At 63.7% G+C, this 14,653-nt stretch carries 15 protein-coding genes; 12 read left to right on the top strand and 3 right to left on the bottom strand.

Translation table 11 applies throughout. The annotated features are described in order from the left end of the window. The first annotated feature begins 86 nt into the window (after nucleotides 1-86). The 4 genes from rho (at nucleotide 87) to HMI58_RS02665 (ending at nucleotide 5,193) form a co-directional block, all read left to right on the top strand. Entirely contained in the window at nucleotides 87-2,336 is a 2,250-nt protein-coding gene (gene rho / locus HMI58_RS02680; protein ID WP_171618063.1) for a transcription termination factor Rho, read from the top strand. A gap of 151 nt (nucleotides 2,337-2,487) precedes the next feature. Then, a complete protein-coding gene (prfA, locus tag HMI58_RS02675; protein WP_171584196.1) occupies nucleotides 2,488-3,564 on the top strand; it encodes a peptide chain release factor 1 in 1,077 nt (358 codons plus the stop codon). A gap of 14 nt (nucleotides 3,565-3,578) precedes the next feature. Beyond that, the gene (prmC, locus tag HMI58_RS02670; protein WP_171618062.1) at nucleotides 3,579-4,472 is read left to right on the top strand and encodes a peptide chain release factor N(5)-glutamine methyltransferase; all 894 of its coding nucleotides are present in this window, start codon (nucleotides 3,579-3,581) and stop codon (nucleotides 4,470-4,472) included. Nucleotides 4,473-4,476: 4 nt separating this feature from the next. Then, the gene (locus HMI58_RS02665) at nucleotides 4,477-5,193 is read left to right on the top strand and encodes an L-threonylcarbamoyladenylate synthase (protein WP_171618061.1); all 717 of its coding nucleotides are present in this window, start codon (nucleotides 4,477-4,479) and stop codon (nucleotides 5,191-5,193) included. Here the strand turns inward: HMI58_RS02665 and HMI58_RS02660 are convergent. From HMI58_RS02660 to HMI58_RS02650, 3 genes are read right to left on the bottom strand one after another with little or no spacing between them, the layout of a single operon-like run. Next, nucleotides 5,105-6,097, bottom strand: coding sequence for an NAD-dependent epimerase/dehydratase family protein (locus HMI58_RS02660; protein WP_171618060.1), 993 nt, complete (start codon nucleotides 6,095-6,097; stop codon nucleotides 5,105-5,107). The genes HMI58_RS02665 and HMI58_RS02660 overlap by 89 nt on opposite strands. 2 nt (nucleotides 6,098-6,099) lie before the next feature. Beyond that, nucleotides 6,100-7,086 (bottom strand): glycosyltransferase, encoded by a 987-nt coding sequence (locus HMI58_RS02655; RefSeq protein ID WP_171618059.1) that lies wholly within the window; start codon nucleotides 7,084-7,086, stop codon nucleotides 6,100-6,102. 1 nt (nucleotide 7,087) lies between these two features. Next, complete coding sequence (locus HMI58_RS02650) at nucleotides 7,088-7,987, bottom strand: glycosyltransferase (protein WP_171618058.1); 900 nt, start codon at nucleotides 7,985-7,987, stop codon at nucleotides 7,088-7,090. 188 nt (nucleotides 7,988-8,175) lie between these two features. Here HMI58_RS02650 and HMI58_RS02645 point away from each other — a divergent pair, with 188 nt between their 5' ends. The 8 genes from HMI58_RS02645 (at nucleotide 8,176) to HMI58_RS02610 (ending at nucleotide 14,563) form a co-directional block, all read left to right on the top strand. Beyond that, on the top strand, nucleotides 8,176-10,005 hold the full coding sequence (locus HMI58_RS02645; protein ID WP_171584202.1) for a nucleoside-diphosphate sugar epimerase/dehydratase: 1,830 nt from the start codon (nucleotides 8,176-8,178) through the stop codon (nucleotides 10,003-10,005). Next, nucleotides 9,998-11,020, top strand: coding sequence for a UDP-phosphate glycosyltransferase (locus HMI58_RS02640; RefSeq protein ID WP_225667854.1), 1,023 nt, complete (start codon nucleotides 9,998-10,000; stop codon nucleotides 11,018-11,020). The genes HMI58_RS02645 and HMI58_RS02640 overlap by 8 nt, the downstream gene beginning before the upstream one ends. A gap of 113 nt (nucleotides 11,021-11,133) precedes the next feature. Further along, nucleotides 11,134-11,643, top strand: a complete 510-nt coding sequence (locus HMI58_RS02635) for a hypothetical protein (RefSeq protein WP_171618057.1) — start codon at nucleotides 11,134-11,136, stop codon at nucleotides 11,641-11,643. 52 nt (nucleotides 11,644-11,695) lie between these two features. Next, complete coding sequence (locus HMI58_RS02630) at nucleotides 11,696-11,962, top strand: hypothetical protein (RefSeq protein WP_171584329.1); 267 nt, start codon at nucleotides 11,696-11,698, stop codon at nucleotides 11,960-11,962. Nucleotides 11,963-12,047: 85 nt separating this feature from the next. Further along, nucleotides 12,048-12,869 (top strand): F0F1 ATP synthase subunit A, encoded by an 822-nt coding sequence (atpB, locus tag HMI58_RS02625; RefSeq protein WP_171584205.1) that lies wholly within the window; start codon nucleotides 12,048-12,050, stop codon nucleotides 12,867-12,869. Nucleotides 12,870-12,951: 82 nt separating this feature from the next. Beyond that, the gene (gene atpE, locus HMI58_RS02620) at nucleotides 12,952-13,155 is read left to right on the top strand and encodes an ATP synthase F0 subunit C (protein WP_056548095.1); all 204 of its coding nucleotides are present in this window, start codon (nucleotides 12,952-12,954) and stop codon (nucleotides 13,153-13,155) included. 47 nt (nucleotides 13,156-13,202) lie between these two features. After that, complete coding sequence (locus HMI58_RS02615; RefSeq protein ID WP_171584206.1) at nucleotides 13,203-13,748, top strand: F0F1 ATP synthase subunit B; 546 nt, start codon at nucleotides 13,203-13,205, stop codon at nucleotides 13,746-13,748. After that, nucleotides 13,748-14,563 carry a F0F1 ATP synthase subunit delta gene (locus HMI58_RS02610; protein ID WP_171584207.1) on the top strand — a complete coding sequence of 272 codons (816 nt, stop codon included), beginning with the start codon at nucleotides 13,748-13,750 and terminating at the stop codon, nucleotides 14,561-14,563. The genes HMI58_RS02615 and HMI58_RS02610 overlap by 1 nt, the downstream gene beginning before the upstream one ends. The last annotated feature ends 90 nt before the right edge of the window (nucleotides 14,564-14,653 follow it).

Raw genomic sequence — 14,653 nt, 5'->3', positions numbered from 1 at the left:
TCCGCCAGTTCTTCTAACGGTGGCAGGGCTAACCAAACGCGGTCCACATCAGAGTTGGACCGCCCGACGAGGGGGAAGGATCCTTCGTGACTGAAACCACTGACCTGATATCAGGTGTGGACACATCAAACGCCGGCGCAGCCGACGCTCCCGCTTCCAAAAGCTCCGGCCTTGCCGGGCTGAAGCTCGCCCAGCTCCAGGCGCTTGCCGGCCAGTTGGGCATCACTGGCGGTTCCAGGATGCGCAAGGGCGACCTGGTCTCGGCTATCTCCGATCATCAGCGTGGCTCCGCGGTCGCAGACCGCCCCAAGGACGCAGCTCCCAGCGATGCCAGCGCATCCGAGTCGGAGGCCAGCCAGTCAAATGGCTCGACCCGCTCGTCGCGCCGTGCATCCACCAGGACCGCGAGCACCGACATCGAGAGCCAGGACAGCGACGGTGCTGCACAGGAGCAGACCGAGCGTCCATCACGCACCCGGAACCGCAACCGACGCGCCGGATCCGATGGTGTCGTCAGCCTGCCCACCTCCGAGGCTCCCCAGCCGGAAGCTGCTGAAGCATCTGCCGATGATGCCCAGAACGGCAGCAGCGACACGAACGGCCGCGAGAACACTGGCCGGGACAATGGCGGCGAACGTGGCCGTGGCCGCGCTCCCCGCGAGAACCGCCGCGGACGCCGCGGCGAAGAGCGTGCCGACAACTCAGCGAACGAGTCCTCGGAGACGGCGTCGCAGGACGATTCGTCGCGCTCGGACCGTAACAACGCCGACCGGAACACCTCGGACCGGAACAATCAGGGCGCGGGCGAGTCGAACGAGACCTCCGAGCAGAATGATGCGAACGGCCGCAATGACCGTGGCGGACGGAACCGGAACGACAACCGGACTGATTCCAGCGACAACCGGAACAACGGCAACGACACCCGGAGCAACGGCAACGAGACCCGGGGCAACGACAACCGGGACGACGACAGCCGTGGCCGTGGCCGGAACCGCCGCAACCGCAACTCCCGCGACGACAATGGAAGCGGCAACGACCGGGGCAATGACCGGGGCAATGACCGGGGCAACGACCGTGGGAATGACCGCAGCAGCCGGTTCCGCGACCGCAACGACCGGAATGACCGTCGTCGGAACCGCAACCAGAACCCCGAGGTCGACGACGTCGAGGTCACTGACGACGACGTCCTGCTGCCCGTAGCGGGCATCCTGGACGTCCTGGAAAACTACGCGTTCGTGCGGACTTCCGGCTACCTTCCCGGCCCCAACGACGTCTACGTTTCCCTGGCACAGGTCAAGAAGCACAACCTGCGCAAGGGCGACGCAGTGGTGGGCGCCATCCGTGCCCCCCGCGACGGCGAGAACCAGAACAACACCCGCCAGAAGTTCAACGCGCTGATCCGCGTCACCTCGGTGAACGGCAAGCCAGCCGAGGACCTCAAGGACCGGGTCGAGTTCGCCAAGCTGGTTCCGCTGTACCCAACCGAGCGCCTGCGCCTTGAGACGGAGGCCAAGAAAATTGGCCCTCGCGTCATCGACCTGGTGGCGCCGATCGGCAAGGGCCAGCGTGGCCTGATCGTCTCGCCACCCAAGGCTGGCAAGACGCTCATCCTGCAGGCAATCGCCAACGCGATCACCATCAACAATCCTGAGGTTCACCTCATGATGGTGCTGGTTGACGAACGTCCCGAGGAAGTCACCGACATGCAGCGCACTGTCAAGGGTGAGGTTATTGCCTCCACCTTCGACCGTCCGGCTGATGACCACACCACTGTCGCCGAACTGTCCATCGAGCGCGCCAAGCGTCTCGTGGAAATGGGGATGGATGTGGTGGTCCTGCTCGACTCGATGACCCGACTGGGCCGCGCCTATAACCTCGCAGCCCCAGCATCCGGACGCATCCTCTCCGGCGGTGTCGACTCGGCAGCGCTCTACCCGCCGAAGCGCTTCTTCGGTGCGGCACGCAACATCGAGAACGGTGGCTCGCTCACCATTCTCGCCACCGCGCTCGTCGAGACCGGGTCCAAGATGGACGAGGTCATCTTCGAAGAGTTCAAGGGCACCGGCAACATGGAGCTGCGCCTGTCCCGGAACCTCGCTGACAAGCGGATCTTCCCGGCCGTCGACGTCAACGCGTCGGGTACCCGTCGTGAAGAGAAGCTGCTGTCCCCGGACGAGGTCAAGATCATGTGGAAGCTGCGCCGTGTCCTTTCCGGACTGGGCGAACAGCAGTCACTTGAACTGCTGACCAACAAGATCCGGGAAACCCAGTCGAACGTCGAGTTCCTGATGCAGGTCCAGAAGACCACCTTGGGTTCCAAGAACGACGACGACTAGCAAGCCACCCGTCGCCCACGCTCCTCCGGTCCGCCGGATGGAGCGTGGGCGGCTCTGGTTAACCAAACGAGTCGACAGAAGTGACAGGTTTTCGGACCGGTTTCGGTTATAGCTGTTGAAATAGAAATTGTTCGAAAGAGGTATTTCCCAAATGTTTGAGTCGATCCAGAACCTGCTCGACGAGCACGCCGAGCTGCAGCTCAGGCTCTCCGACCCGGCAGTGCACTCTGACCAGGTGCTGGCCCGCAAGCTCGGCCGCAGGTACGCCGAGCTGAGCAGCATTGTCGACGCGCACACCAAGTGGGAAGCGCTAAAGGACGATCTCGAAGCAGCACAGGAAATGGCCGACGATCCGGAGTTCGCTGCCGAGGTTCCGGTCCTTGAGGAACAGCTCGCTGCCGCGCAGGAGCGGCTGCGCCGGTTGCTCATCCCGCGCGACCCCAACGACAGCCGGGACGTCATCATCGAGGTCAAGGGTGGCGAAGGCGGCGACGAGGCGGCACTGTTCGCCGGCGACCTGCTCCGCATGTACACCCGGTATGCGGAGACCCGCGGTTGGAAGACCGAGATCATCTCGGCCAACGAGTCCGACCTGGGCGGCTACAAAGACGTCCAGATGGCCATCAAGGGATCCTCCAACGACCCGGGCGAGGGCGTCTACGCCCGCCTGAAGTTCGAGGGCGGGGTGCATCGCGTGCAGCGCGTCCCGGTGACGGAGTCGCAGGGCCGAATCCACACCTCCGCTGCGGGCGTGCTGATCCTGCCCGAGGTGGATGAGCCTGAGGAAGTGGAGATCAGCCAGAACGACCTCAAGATCGATGTCTACCGGTCGTCCGGTCCGGGCGGCCAGTCGGTGAACACCACCGACTCCGCGGTCCGTATTACCCACCTTCCCACCGGAATTGTCGTGGCGATGCAGAACGAGAAATCCCAGCTGCAGAACCGCGAGGCGGGCATGCGGGTGCTCAGGTCCCGGATCCTGGCACACCAGCAGGCACAGATCGATGCGGCGAACTCGGATATCCGGAAGTCGCAGATCCGTACCATGGACCGCTCCGAGCGGATCCGTACCTACAACTATCCCGAAAACCGCATCGCCGATCACCGTACCGGGTACAAGGCCTACAACCTTGACGCAGTCATGAACGGTGACCTTGAAGCAGTGATCCAGGCGGGCATCGAGATGGATGAACAGTCACGGCTTGACGCAATCGGCGAGGACGACTGAACACCCACCGCCCCATGACCGATCAGACCTCCGTCGAAGAGACGCTAGAGGATGCACTGGCGCGAGCCACTGACGTACTGGCCGACGCAGGGGTGCCCAGCCCGAGGGTGGATGCCCATCTGCTGGCAGCACACCTGTTGGGCGAGCCGGTGGGGCGAGTCAGGACCATGGCGCTCCTCGGTGCGCCAGCGCCGGCAGGCTACTTTGAGCTGGTGGCGGAGCGTGCGCTGAGGGTGCCGCTCCAGCACATCACCGGCACTGCCTACTTCCGGCGGCTGGAGCTGGCGGTCGGCCCGGGGGCCTTCATTCCCCGCCCGGAGACGGAGTCAGTGGCGCAGTTGGCGATCGATCACGCGCTCACGCTGCGCCGACCCCGGGTGGTTGACCTGGGGACCGGCAGCGGCGCCATCGCCGCAGCCATCGCCGACGAGGTGCCCGGCGCCGACGTCTACGCGGTCGAGTACAGCCCGCTGGCCCACGCGTGGGCCGAACGAAATCTTCTCCCACGGTCAGTGACATTGATTCTTGGCGACCTGCGGGACGCTCTGGGGGAGGAGGACGGGACGTTCGACGTCGTCGTGTCCAACCCGCCCTACATTCCCTCCGAAGCAGTGCCCCGGGAGCCTGAGGTGGCTGACCACGACCCGCATATCGCGCTTTACGGCGGTGGCAGGGACGGGCTCGAACTACCCTGGGCTGCGGCGCTCAGCGCGGCACGGCTGCTGGTGCCCGGTGGCTATTTCGTGATGGAACATGCTGAGGTTCAGGCCCCGGCGATCGCGGCGCTGTTGCGGGCCGACCCCCGCTGGGACACAGTCCTCACCCATCAGGACCTCACCGGGCGGGACCGCTCCACCTCGGCCCTCCGCACCGAATACGCCAATCCTGGCGCACCAGTGAAAGAATAAATTAGTGACCACCAGCTACGACTGTTCCGACCCAGCCCAGCGAAGCGAGGGGTTGGCCCATGCCCAACGCGCCGTCGCTGCCAATCAGTGCGTGGTGGTCCCCACCGACACGGTGTACGGGATCGCCGCCGATGCGTTCTCACCCCAGGCCGTGGCCACCCTGCTGGCATCCAAGGGGCGGGGGCGGAGCATGCCGCCACCTGTTCTGATCCCCCGCATCCAGACCATGGACGGCTTGGCCACCGACGTCCACCCCGACGCACGGAAGCTCGCCGAGGCGTTCTGGCCTGGGGGATTGACCCTCATCTTCCGTGCGCAGCCGTCACTGACCTGGGACCTTGGGGACACGATGGGCACCGTTGCCCTGCGTATGCCTGATGACCGGTTGGCGCTTGACCTATTGACCCTGACCGGGCCGTTGGCGGTTTCATCAGCCAACCGGACGGGCTCGGCGGCCGCAACTACCGGCGCGGAGGCCTATGCCCAGTTGGCCGACTCGGTTGAGGTGTACCTTGAGGGCGGGCCACGGAGTGGTACCGCTTCAACAATCGTCGACGCAACGGGAGAGGACCTGCAGGTGGTGCGCTCCGGCAGCATCAGCCTTGCCCAGCTGCGGGAGGTTGTCCCGGGGGTCAGGGAACCTGGCGCGCCTGACGGTCCCGGCGCTTCCTCGGACGGCTCTGACGTTGCCGGGACCCAGCAGCCTCCAGCACCCCGCTGACCCGGTGCTCCACCCGGATGTCGTGGGCTTCGGCCCACCCCGGGGCCTGCGCCTGACCGAACCACATCAGCTCTACCCGACGCAGACTGCCATGCAGCCGTTCACCGAGCAGCGCTGAGACCCGGTAGCCCACCCGAAGGACGAAACGGCACAGGGACCGCGGCAATACGATCGGGGTGCCTCCCACCGCCTCCAGTACAGAGCGGACAGTCATTCCTTCGCCGGGCTGGAGGATGACCGCCGGAAGTGGTCCGGCAAAAGTGCCCGCCTGAACCACATAGTCGGCAAGGGACTCCACCGACGTGACCGGGGTGCTTGCGGTTCCGGGTGCGGCCACCGAGGCCAAGGGTGATGCCGCCAACCTGGCGAGTGCAGCGGTCGTCGGCCGGCCTGCGCCCTGCACGGAGGTGGCGCGGATCACTACCGGGTGCATTCCTTCGGACCTACCCTGGCTAGCTGTGAGACGAAGTGCTTCCTCGCCGAGCGCCTTGCTCCGGGAGTAGGCCGAAAACGGCGCCAGATCGGAGGACTCGTCGAGAATCTCCCGGTGACCCTGGACCGCTGCACTGCTGAGGTGGATCAACCGCTCCACCCGAGCCTCCGAGCAGGCGTAGGCAAGGACGGCGGGGAGGAGTGCGTTGGCTCCGCGGAGTTCAGCCGTGTCAGCACCCCGTGGAGCGGCGACGCCGGCGGCATTGACCACTACCGACGCGCCAGCCAGCGCAGCGGCGAGATCGGTTACCGCCGGGTGGCGTGCTGCCTCATCGATGATCTGCACGGCGGATATGGCATCGCTGGTCAGGCGGGGCGCTGGGAGAGCCGTCACGTCCAGCCCCGCATCCTGCGCGGCGCGGAGCACGGCCGAGCCCACAAACCCGGTGGCGCCGACAATCACCCACTGCATCGTCAGTTCTTCTCCCTCAGCAGCTCGGACCTCTCCGGGCGCCCGGCAAGGGGTGTCAGTGGCGGCATAGGCTGCCAGGCCGGATCCGTGAGGATGTCCCGCGACTCCCGCCATCCCCGCCAAAGCGGTGCCAGCCCCGTGAGAGAGTGCTCGACGGCCACCAGCCGGAGCACTTCCTTGGCGTCGGTCAGGAGGGTGCCCAGACCAAACCCCCACCGGTTAAACCTGCCGTTGACCCTGAGGTAGCGCGCCAGGTGTCCCCGGTTCCGCATGCCGCAGTAGCGGCCCAGATCATTGGAGTCATTAAGGTGCCTGACGCCGAGGTCAATCTGTTTCTGGGGCCGTGCCTTTTTCAGCACGTACTCGTTGATGTACACCACCGGCTCTGACTGGGCGATCAACCAGCCGTAGGTGGTGTCATCACCGTTAAGGAAGAACCGGGGATCGGGAAGACCCACGCGGCGCACCACATCGGCGTGGACCAGCATTCCTTCGAAGCACCCCACGTTGGTGTGAAACACGCGGCTGTGGCGGAACACGTTGCCGTGGACCGGGAAGTGCACGCCGAGAAAGGCGTTGAACCGGTGCTGCCAGAAGAACGGCTTGCCCAGGTGGTCGTATCGGCGCCCGTGAAGGCAGCGGTAGGTCTCCATCTGCGGCTGGAATGCTGCGAGTGCGCCGGGGAGCACCTCGACGTCGTCGTCCATCAGCCAGAGCCATTCGGCACCCTCGGCGAGTGCCCGCTCCGCCCCAGCCGAGAAACCGCCGGATCCTCCAACGTTCTTCTGTAGCCGATGGTGAATCAGCGGCACCGGGAGGTTCGCCTGGGCAATGACCTCGTCCGTGTCGTCGGTACTCGCATTATTGACCACAATGACGTTCTCCGGTGCTGGATCCATCTGCGCGATGGTTTCGAGCAGGACCCGTAGATAGCCCGCGCGGTTGAAGGTGGTGACCACCACCGTCACTGCTGATTCTGGGACTGTCATCTCAGAATCCCTGGTCCGATGGGGGCCCGAAACCGCGTCCGCGTACCCCGGTGGCGTAGGCCCTGAACCAGTCGGCGAACCCGCGCGGATCGCGATGCTTCAGGAAGTACAGCGGGTAGCCCACGCCGTCGGCGATCAGGGACTTCACCCGGCCATACCGGCGCGTCAGATAACCGCGGTTGCGGAAGTAGTAGAAACGCTTGAACGCCGTCTCGGGGACAAGCACGTGCAGCCGGTCACCGAGCACCTGGTGCGTTTCCGCCCACCCCGGAGGGTGGCTTAGCGCAACGGTGGTCACCGTACCGAACGGAATGCCGGCTTGTCGCAGCCGCAGCATGAAATCCGTCTCATCCCCGCGGATGAACAGGCGCAGATCGGGAAGCCCCACCCGGAAGAACACCTCGGTGCGGATCAAGGCGCCGTTGAAGAACTGGCCCACGTCCCTGATGATCCCGAGCTTTTCGACCTCTGCACGGTCGTGGACCGAACGGCCCGCCAGCCGGAAGGGAAAGGACAGCCGGGTCGGCTCGCCGGGGGCGACAATCAGGGGTACGACGACGTCGAGGCCCTCCGCCTTCGCGGCTGCCAGCAGGGTAGCGAGGGCTTCCGGGTCCTCGGGGTGGGCGTCGTCGTCCATGATCCAGACCCACTCTGCGCCGCTGGCCATCGCGGACAGGATGGCCAGGGAGAACCCGCCAGCACCGCCGAGGTTACTCAGGGAGCGGATGTAGTTCACCGGTGCGTCGGAGTCGATGGCGATGGACTCGATATCCTTGGTTCCCGAGTCAACCAGCGCCACCGAGGTGAGCGGCACGCTCTGTTGGGACAGTGCCAGCAAGAGGGTACGCAGGTCGTCGGGGCGGTCAAATGTTACTGCCGCAACGGCCACGGTATCCTGCAAAACAGTCCTTTCCGGTCCACTCACAACACGCCTCAAAAGCGGTCAGGGCCGGGTAGTGCGGTTAGTATTCTCGGGTAGGGAGAGTCTATTACACCAGCACGAGCTGATATTTTGCCGTGAGGACTCACCGCTTGCAGTGAGGACTCCTCTGCACGATTGCCATGACCGCCGAGCCGTTGTTAGGAACCATGAAACTCGCTGACAGCGCGGATCCAGCCCGGGAAGGGCCGGATGACCGCAGCACGACGCGGTCGGAGAAGCCGACGCTCTGGCTCTGGTCGCAGTACATTTTCGATTCGGTGGCCTGGGTGGTCGCGATCCTGCTGGCCCTGGTACTCCGGTACGAGCTGCTGATCAACCAGATCAACATCACCGGGGTGGTGGTGTTCTGTGCGGTGGCCCTCGCTGCCCAGCTGGCAGTTGGTCTGAGCTTCGCCCTCTATCGCGGCCGGTATAGCTTCGGCAGCTTCCACGAGGCGCGACTCCTGGTGATCGTCACAGTCATCGTCTCGGTGATTCTGCTCCTGGTCAGTGTCGCCTTCTTCTCGATCATCGAAATTCCACGCAGCATCGGCATTATTGCCTTCCCGTTCGCCTGCATGTTCATGGCCTCCACCCGGTATCTCAAACGCATGTTCGTTGAGAGCAAGGCCAAACCCGGTGAGGATGCACAACGGACCCTCATCTATGGAGCCGGGTTCCTGGGCAGTTCGCTGGTGGGACGGATGATCCAGGACCGTGACTCGCCGTATTTCCCGGTGGGCCTGATCGACGACGATCCCGCCAAGAAGCACCTCCGCCTTGCCACGGTCCCTGTGTTGGGCCGGATCGAGGACCTCCCCAGCATCATCGCCCGCACCCGGGCATCGGTGCTGGTGATCGCGTTCGCCGACGTCGAAGCCTCCCAGGTGCGTCGAGTGTCCGATCTGGTGGCCGGAATGAACATCAGGGTCCTGGTCCTGCCGCCTTTGCGGGACATGCTCGCGACCGAAGGGTCCGGGGCAGGGTTCTCCGATTTTCGCGAGGTAGCGGTTGAGGACCTCATCGGGCGCCGGCCCGTGGATATCCACGCCGACGAGGTCGCCGGGTACATCACCGGCAAGAAGGTGCTGGTCACCGGCGCCGGCGGATCGATCGGATCCGAGCTGTGCCGTCAGCTCGCGCAGTTCAACCCCGCCGAGCTCATCATGCTGGACCGCGACGAAACCGGACTGCAGTCCACCCAGCTCTCCATGACGGGGCGCGGACTGTTGACCGGCAAGGACACCGTGTTGGCAGACATTCGCGACGCCGACACGCTCCGGGCCATCTTCGAGGAACGCAAACCCGAGGTGGTGTTCCACGCGGCCGCCCTCAAGCATGTGTCGCTGCTTGAGCAGTACCCGGAGGAAGCCTGGAAGACCAACGTTCTGGGCACCCAGAACGTGCTCAACGCGGCCAAGGCCGCTGGCGTGACCCATTTCGTGAACATCTCCACCGACAAGGCGGCGAACCCCACCAGCGTGCTGGGACACTCGAAGCGGGTTGCCGAGAAGCTCACCGCCTGGCAAGCCACCCAGACCTCCAACAGCTACGTCTCGGTCCGGTTCGGCAACGTGATCGGCAGCCGGGGCTCGATGCTTCCCCTCTTTACCGAGCAGATCAGGGTGGGCGGACCCATCACCGTGACCGACCCCGAGGTCACCCGGTACTTCATGACCATCCCCGAGGCCTGCCAGCTGGTGATCCAGGCCGGAGCCATCGGCCGCCCAGGAGAGGTACTGATCCTGGATATGGGCGAGGCCGTCAAGATCCTCGACGTCGCGCAGCGGATGATCGCGATGTCGGGCAAGGACATCGAAATAGTCTTCACCGGGCTGCGGCCGGGGGAGAAGATGCATGAGGAGCTGGTCGGTTTCGGGGAGGACGGCTCCCGTCCGCTGCATCCGAAGATCTCGCACACCAACGTATCGATTCTCGACCCCGGACAGCTGAACCTGCTCGACTGGAAACGCAAGGGCGGGATCCTCGATGCTTGAGTTGCAGCTGGCCCTGGTGGTCGGCGCTTCGCTGGTCCTCAGTGCCGTCCTACCCTTCGTCCTCAAACCAGTCCTGGCGAAGCTCGGGGTGCTGGACATCCCCAATGAACGGTCCTCACATACAACGGTGGTGATCCGCGGAGTGGGGATCACCGTAGCGGTCGGTATTGCCGCGGGGCTGGCGCTCTCCCTCGCCGTCGGGCTAGTGGCCGTGGACCGCTCGCTGATCGTGATCATCCTGGCGATGCTTTCCGCCGCCGCGTTGCTCGGCTGGATCGAGGACTACCGGGGGATCTCGATCAAGGTGCGGGCAGTGTTGCAACTGATGATCGGTGCGGTGGGGACCGCAGCGCTGGCGTGGACCATCGGCCAGAGCTTCTGGTGGGTTCCGGTGGGCGCGCTGGCGGTGGCCGCGTACATCAATGCGGCAAACTTCATGGATGGCATCAACGGCATCTCCGGTCTACACGGAGTAGCGGTGGGCGCCTTCTACGCGGTCGCCGGGATGCTCAGCGACCAGCTCTGGCTAGTGGTTGCCGGCCTGGTGGTGGCGGCCGCCTTTGCCGGGTTCCTGCCCTGGAACCTGGGCAGGGGGTTCGTGTTCCTCGGCGACGTGGGCAGTTACCTGCTGGGCGCCTCGATCGCGGCGATAGCTGTCACCGGCCTGCTGGCGGGGGTGTATCTGGAGTATCTACTCTCGCCGGTACTGATCTACCTCGCCGACACCTTCACCACCTTCCTGCGTCGTCTCCGCGCCGGGGATCGCTGGTACGCCTCCCACCGGGAGCACGTGTACCAGCGTCTGACCGAGGTCGGCCTGACCCACATCCAGTCGGCCCTCGTAGTTACCGGCTGTTCGGTGCTCACCGGTGCTGCCGGATTCGCTGCGGCGACCTCTCCGCCACTGATGGCCGTCGCGTTCTCCCTTCTGGCCGCCGGGGTGGTAGTGCTTTACCTCTACTCACCACGTCTGCTGGCCGGCCGTGTCCGGGCCTCCGGTAGGTTGCCTGGGTAAGCGGGGTGAACCCCGATTTCTATTTACTGTAGAATTGATACGCAGTCCGCGGCAGATGAAGCGCGGCTTGAGTCGGGGACTTCCCTCACATCGAATCTACGGACGGATTCCCTATGAGCACATCTGATGCCCCGCGCGTCGGAGCCCCTCGCGGCACTGCCCACCCCGCAGCCGACCCAACGGGGTCACTCTGGCTCGGGATATTGAAGAAGTGCACCCTCGTCGCCACAGGGGCCATCGTGCTCGCCGCTGGTGTCGCCGCGATTTTTTCTGGCTCCAACGCAGCGTTCAGTGCCGTCTTCGGTTACGCGCTCGTCGTAGCCTTCTTTGGCATCAGCCTGGCGATCGGCCACTTCGCCGGCCGCAGCAACCCCTCGGGAGCTATGGGCCTGTTCGTTGTCACCTATGCGATCAAGGTGGTGGGCTTCGCCGTCGCCCTGTTCGTCCTCGGTACCCCACCGTGGCTCGACCGGAACTGGTTCTTTGGTGCCGCCGTCGGAACGGTGATCCTGTGGCAGGTGGTTGAGGTCTACGCATTCTCGAAGGCGCGCCACCAGTTGTACAACGACCCGGTTCCCACCCAGCCAGCAACCAGCCCGTCTGCCGGTGACGACCGTGGCTGAAAATTCAGTGAACGGCCCCCAGCAGGATCCCTCATCGACCAACGACGACGACGTGCGCGGCCCCTACGGCGAGGGCGGCTATAACGCCGGAATAGCTGTCTTCAGCTACATAATTGGCGGGATCATCGTCTGGAGTTTGATAGGCTGGGGCCTGGACAACCTCCTGGGAACGCAATGGATCGTGCTCGCAGGAGGTCTCTTGGGTGCAGCCGGGGGTTTCTACCTCTCCCACATGCATAACCTCACCCGCCAAGGTACAACTGATCCCGGTTCGACGCCGAGGGACAGCAGCGGGAAGGCTGGGGATAGCCCGAAGTGATGTCGGAAAACTTAACGAGTCGGAGCAGTGATTCTATGCCCGATCAGAATATGCCCAATGATGGACACTGCAGAGAGGAAACGCGTTGATCGCGCTTGCGCTCCCGGCCACTACGACGGACGAGGGTTTCGTACCCCCTACTATCAGCGACACCCACTATCCGAACATCCTCCCTTGGGGCGGTGAATACGGCATTTGGTTCGAGGCTGGCTTCGGCAAGCAAATGCTGATGATCATCCTCTCGGTGGTCTTGATCTCGACGTTCTTCCTTATCGCTTCCCGCAAGGGCAAGATGGTCCCCGGCAAGATGCAGTTCCTGGGCGAAATGTCCTATGGCTTCGTCCGCAACTCGGTCGGCAAGGACATTATCGGCGGCAAAGACTTCATGAAGTATGTGCCGTGGCTGTTCACTGCATTCTTCTTCATCATCGTCAACAACCTCTTCGGAGCGATTCCGGGCCTGCAGCTCCCAAGCTTCTCCCACCCGGGTAGCGCCTATGCCATTGCGGCAATCTTCTACATCCTCTGGGTAGGAATCGGCATCCAGAAGCACGGGTTGCGCTACTTCAAGCTCGCAGTCGTCCCTTCCGGTGTCCCCTGGTACATCCTGCCGATCGTGGTTCCCATCGAGATCATCTCGAACTTCCTGGTCCGCCCGGTTACCCACTCCCTCCGACTCTTCGCCACCATGCTTGCCGGTCACCTGATCGTGATGCTCGCTGGAAGCGCGATTGAGTTCATGGCAACGAGCGGAAGCATCCTGCTCGCAGGAACTTCGGTCCTCGTCCTGGGTGGCGCACTGGCCATGTACATGCTTGAAATCCTCATCATGGTGCTCCAGGCGTACGTATTCACGCTTCTGGCAGCCATCTACATCGAAGGCGCTCTCAACGCCGACGCCCACTAATTCACCACATAGATAAAGACTTCCCCGTTGGGGATGATCCCAAACAACCTGCCGCAGGAAGCGGCATCTTGAAAGGAACAAAATGGACGGCAATCTCAACCTCGTAGGTTACGGTCTCTCCGCAATTGGCGGCGGTATCGGTGTAGGACTCGTCTTCGCGGCGTACATCAACGGCGTCGCCCGTCAGCCTGAGGCACAGCGCGTTCTCCAGCCCATCGCATTCCTGGGTCTGGCTCTGACCGAAGCACTCGCCATCCTTGGTCTGGTCTTCGCCTTCGTTCTCTAGTAGAACGCAAGGTGTTGGTCCTAAGTATTTAGAAAGACGGGTGAAACATGGATAACGCAGTAATTTTGGCGGCGGGGAGCGATAGCCCCCTTGCCCCGAACATGTGGGAGTTCTTTGTTACTCTCGCTGGCTTCGCACTGCTGTTTTTCATCGTCAAGAAGTTCGTCATGCCGGCGTTCGAGAAGACGTTTGCCGAGCGCACTGAAGCCATCGAAGGCGGAATCGCCAAGGCGGAGGCCGCTCAGGCCGAAGCCAACGCGGCGCTTGACGAGTACAAGCAGCAGCTGGTGGACGCACGCACCGAGGCAAACCGCATCCGTGAGGAAGCACGCGCCGAAGGTGCCCAGATCCTCGCGGAGCTCAAGGAAAAGGCTGGATCCGAGGCCGCTCGTATCACCGAGCAGGCACACGTCCAGATCGAAGCAGAACGTCAGGCTGCAGTCGTCTCGTTGCGCGCTGAAGTAGGCGCACTCGCAACTGATCTCGCCAGCCGGATTGTCGGGGAGTCCCTTTCCGACGACCAGCGGTCCGCACGAGTGGTTGACCGCTTCCTGGCCGACCTCGAAACTCAGAGCGCAGGTGCATCGAAGTAATGGCAGGCGTATCCAGCCAGTCCCTGGCAACGGCACTGAAAGATCTAGAAACCCGTCTGCCCGGCGCAACGCTGTCCCTGGCCGAGGAGCTCTTTGGAGTCCTCGACATGATTGACAGCAACGCCGGCCTGCGCCGCGCACTGACCGATCCTTCCCGTGAAGGCAAGGACAAGGCCGCACTGGTCTCTAACCTGCTCGCGGGCAAGGTTTCGGATCAAACAGCGACTGTGGTCGGGGAACTGGTTTCCATGCGGTGGGCCGCGGCCCGTGACCTTGGAGACGCGCTGGAAACCCTTGGTGCCACTGCAGCGATTGCGGTGGCCGAAAATCGGGGCAACGGTGCAGCGAGTCTGGAGAGTCTTGAAAACGATCTCTTCGACTTCATCAGGACCGTTGACTCGAGCCATGAATTGCAGCGCGCTCTGTCCGAGCGGCAAGCCAGCACCGACGCCCGGGTTGCCCTGGCGCTGAAGCTGGTACCCAACGCCGGACCAGAAGCGCAGCTGTTGGTGCGTCAGGCAGTACAGGCACCCCGCGGCATCAAGCCCACTCACTTGGTGAAGCGGTTCGTTGAACTCGTGGCCAAACGGCATGACCGCTGGATTGCCAACGTCAGCGTTACCCGTCCGTTGACTGATGAGCAGTACGAGCGGTTGCAGCAGGGCCTCAACTCCCTGTTTGGACGCGAGCTCAGAACCGATGTCACCGTGGAGCCGTCACTTATTGGCGGGGTCCGCGTCCAGGTTGGCGACGAAGTGGTTGACTCCACAGTTATCGCCAAACTGTCTGAACTGCGGCGAAAGCTTGCGGTGTAGGACGGTACGCCGTCCTGGAGCCAGACACACAACAGACTGAATTACACACCGGTCGCCGCGAAGCAGTGGTGATCACAACACAGGAGAGCA

The organism is Arthrobacter sp. 147(2020) (assembly GCF_013116715.1).
GTDB lineage: Bacteria > Actinomycetota > Actinomycetes > Actinomycetales > Micrococcaceae > Arthrobacter_D.
Note: the sequence above shows the minus strand (reverse complement) of the source record. Positions and strands in the feature narration are given on the sequence as shown.

Excerpts from the sequence above, each read along its gene's own strand:
- prfA (WP_171584196.1), top strand. The coding sequence starts at position 2,488 with ATGTTTGAGTCGATCCAGAACCTGCTCGACGAGCACGCCGAGCTGCAG.
- prmC (WP_171618062.1), top strand. The coding sequence starts at position 3,579 with ATGACCGATCAGACCTCCGTCGAAGAGACGCTAGAGGATGCACTGGCG.
- HMI58_RS02660 (WP_171618060.1), bottom strand. The coding sequence starts at position 6,097 with ATGCAGTGGGTGATTGTCGGCGCCACCGGGTTTGTGGGCTCGGCCGTG.
- HMI58_RS02655 (WP_171618059.1), bottom strand. The coding sequence starts at position 7,086 with ATGACAGTCCCAGAATCAGCAGTGACGGTGGTGGTCACCACCTTCAAC.
- HMI58_RS02645 (WP_171584202.1), top strand. The coding sequence starts at position 8,176 with ATGAAACTCGCTGACAGCGCGGATCCAGCCCGGGAAGGGCCGGATGAC.
- HMI58_RS02640 (WP_225667854.1), top strand. The coding sequence starts at position 9,998 with ATGCTTGAGTTGCAGCTGGCCCTGGTGGTCGGCGCTTCGCTGGTCCTC.
- HMI58_RS02635 (WP_171618057.1), top strand. The coding sequence starts at position 11,134 with ATGAGCACATCTGATGCCCCGCGCGTCGGAGCCCCTCGCGGCACTGCC.
- atpE (WP_056548095.1), top strand. The coding sequence starts at position 12,952 with ATGGACGGCAATCTCAACCTCGTAGGTTACGGTCTCTCCGCAATTGGC.
- HMI58_RS02615 (WP_171584206.1), top strand. The coding sequence starts at position 13,203 with ATGGATAACGCAGTAATTTTGGCGGCGGGGAGCGATAGCCCCCTTGCC.
- HMI58_RS02610 (WP_171584207.1), top strand. The coding sequence starts at position 13,748 with ATGGCAGGCGTATCCAGCCAGTCCCTGGCAACGGCACTGAAAGATCTA.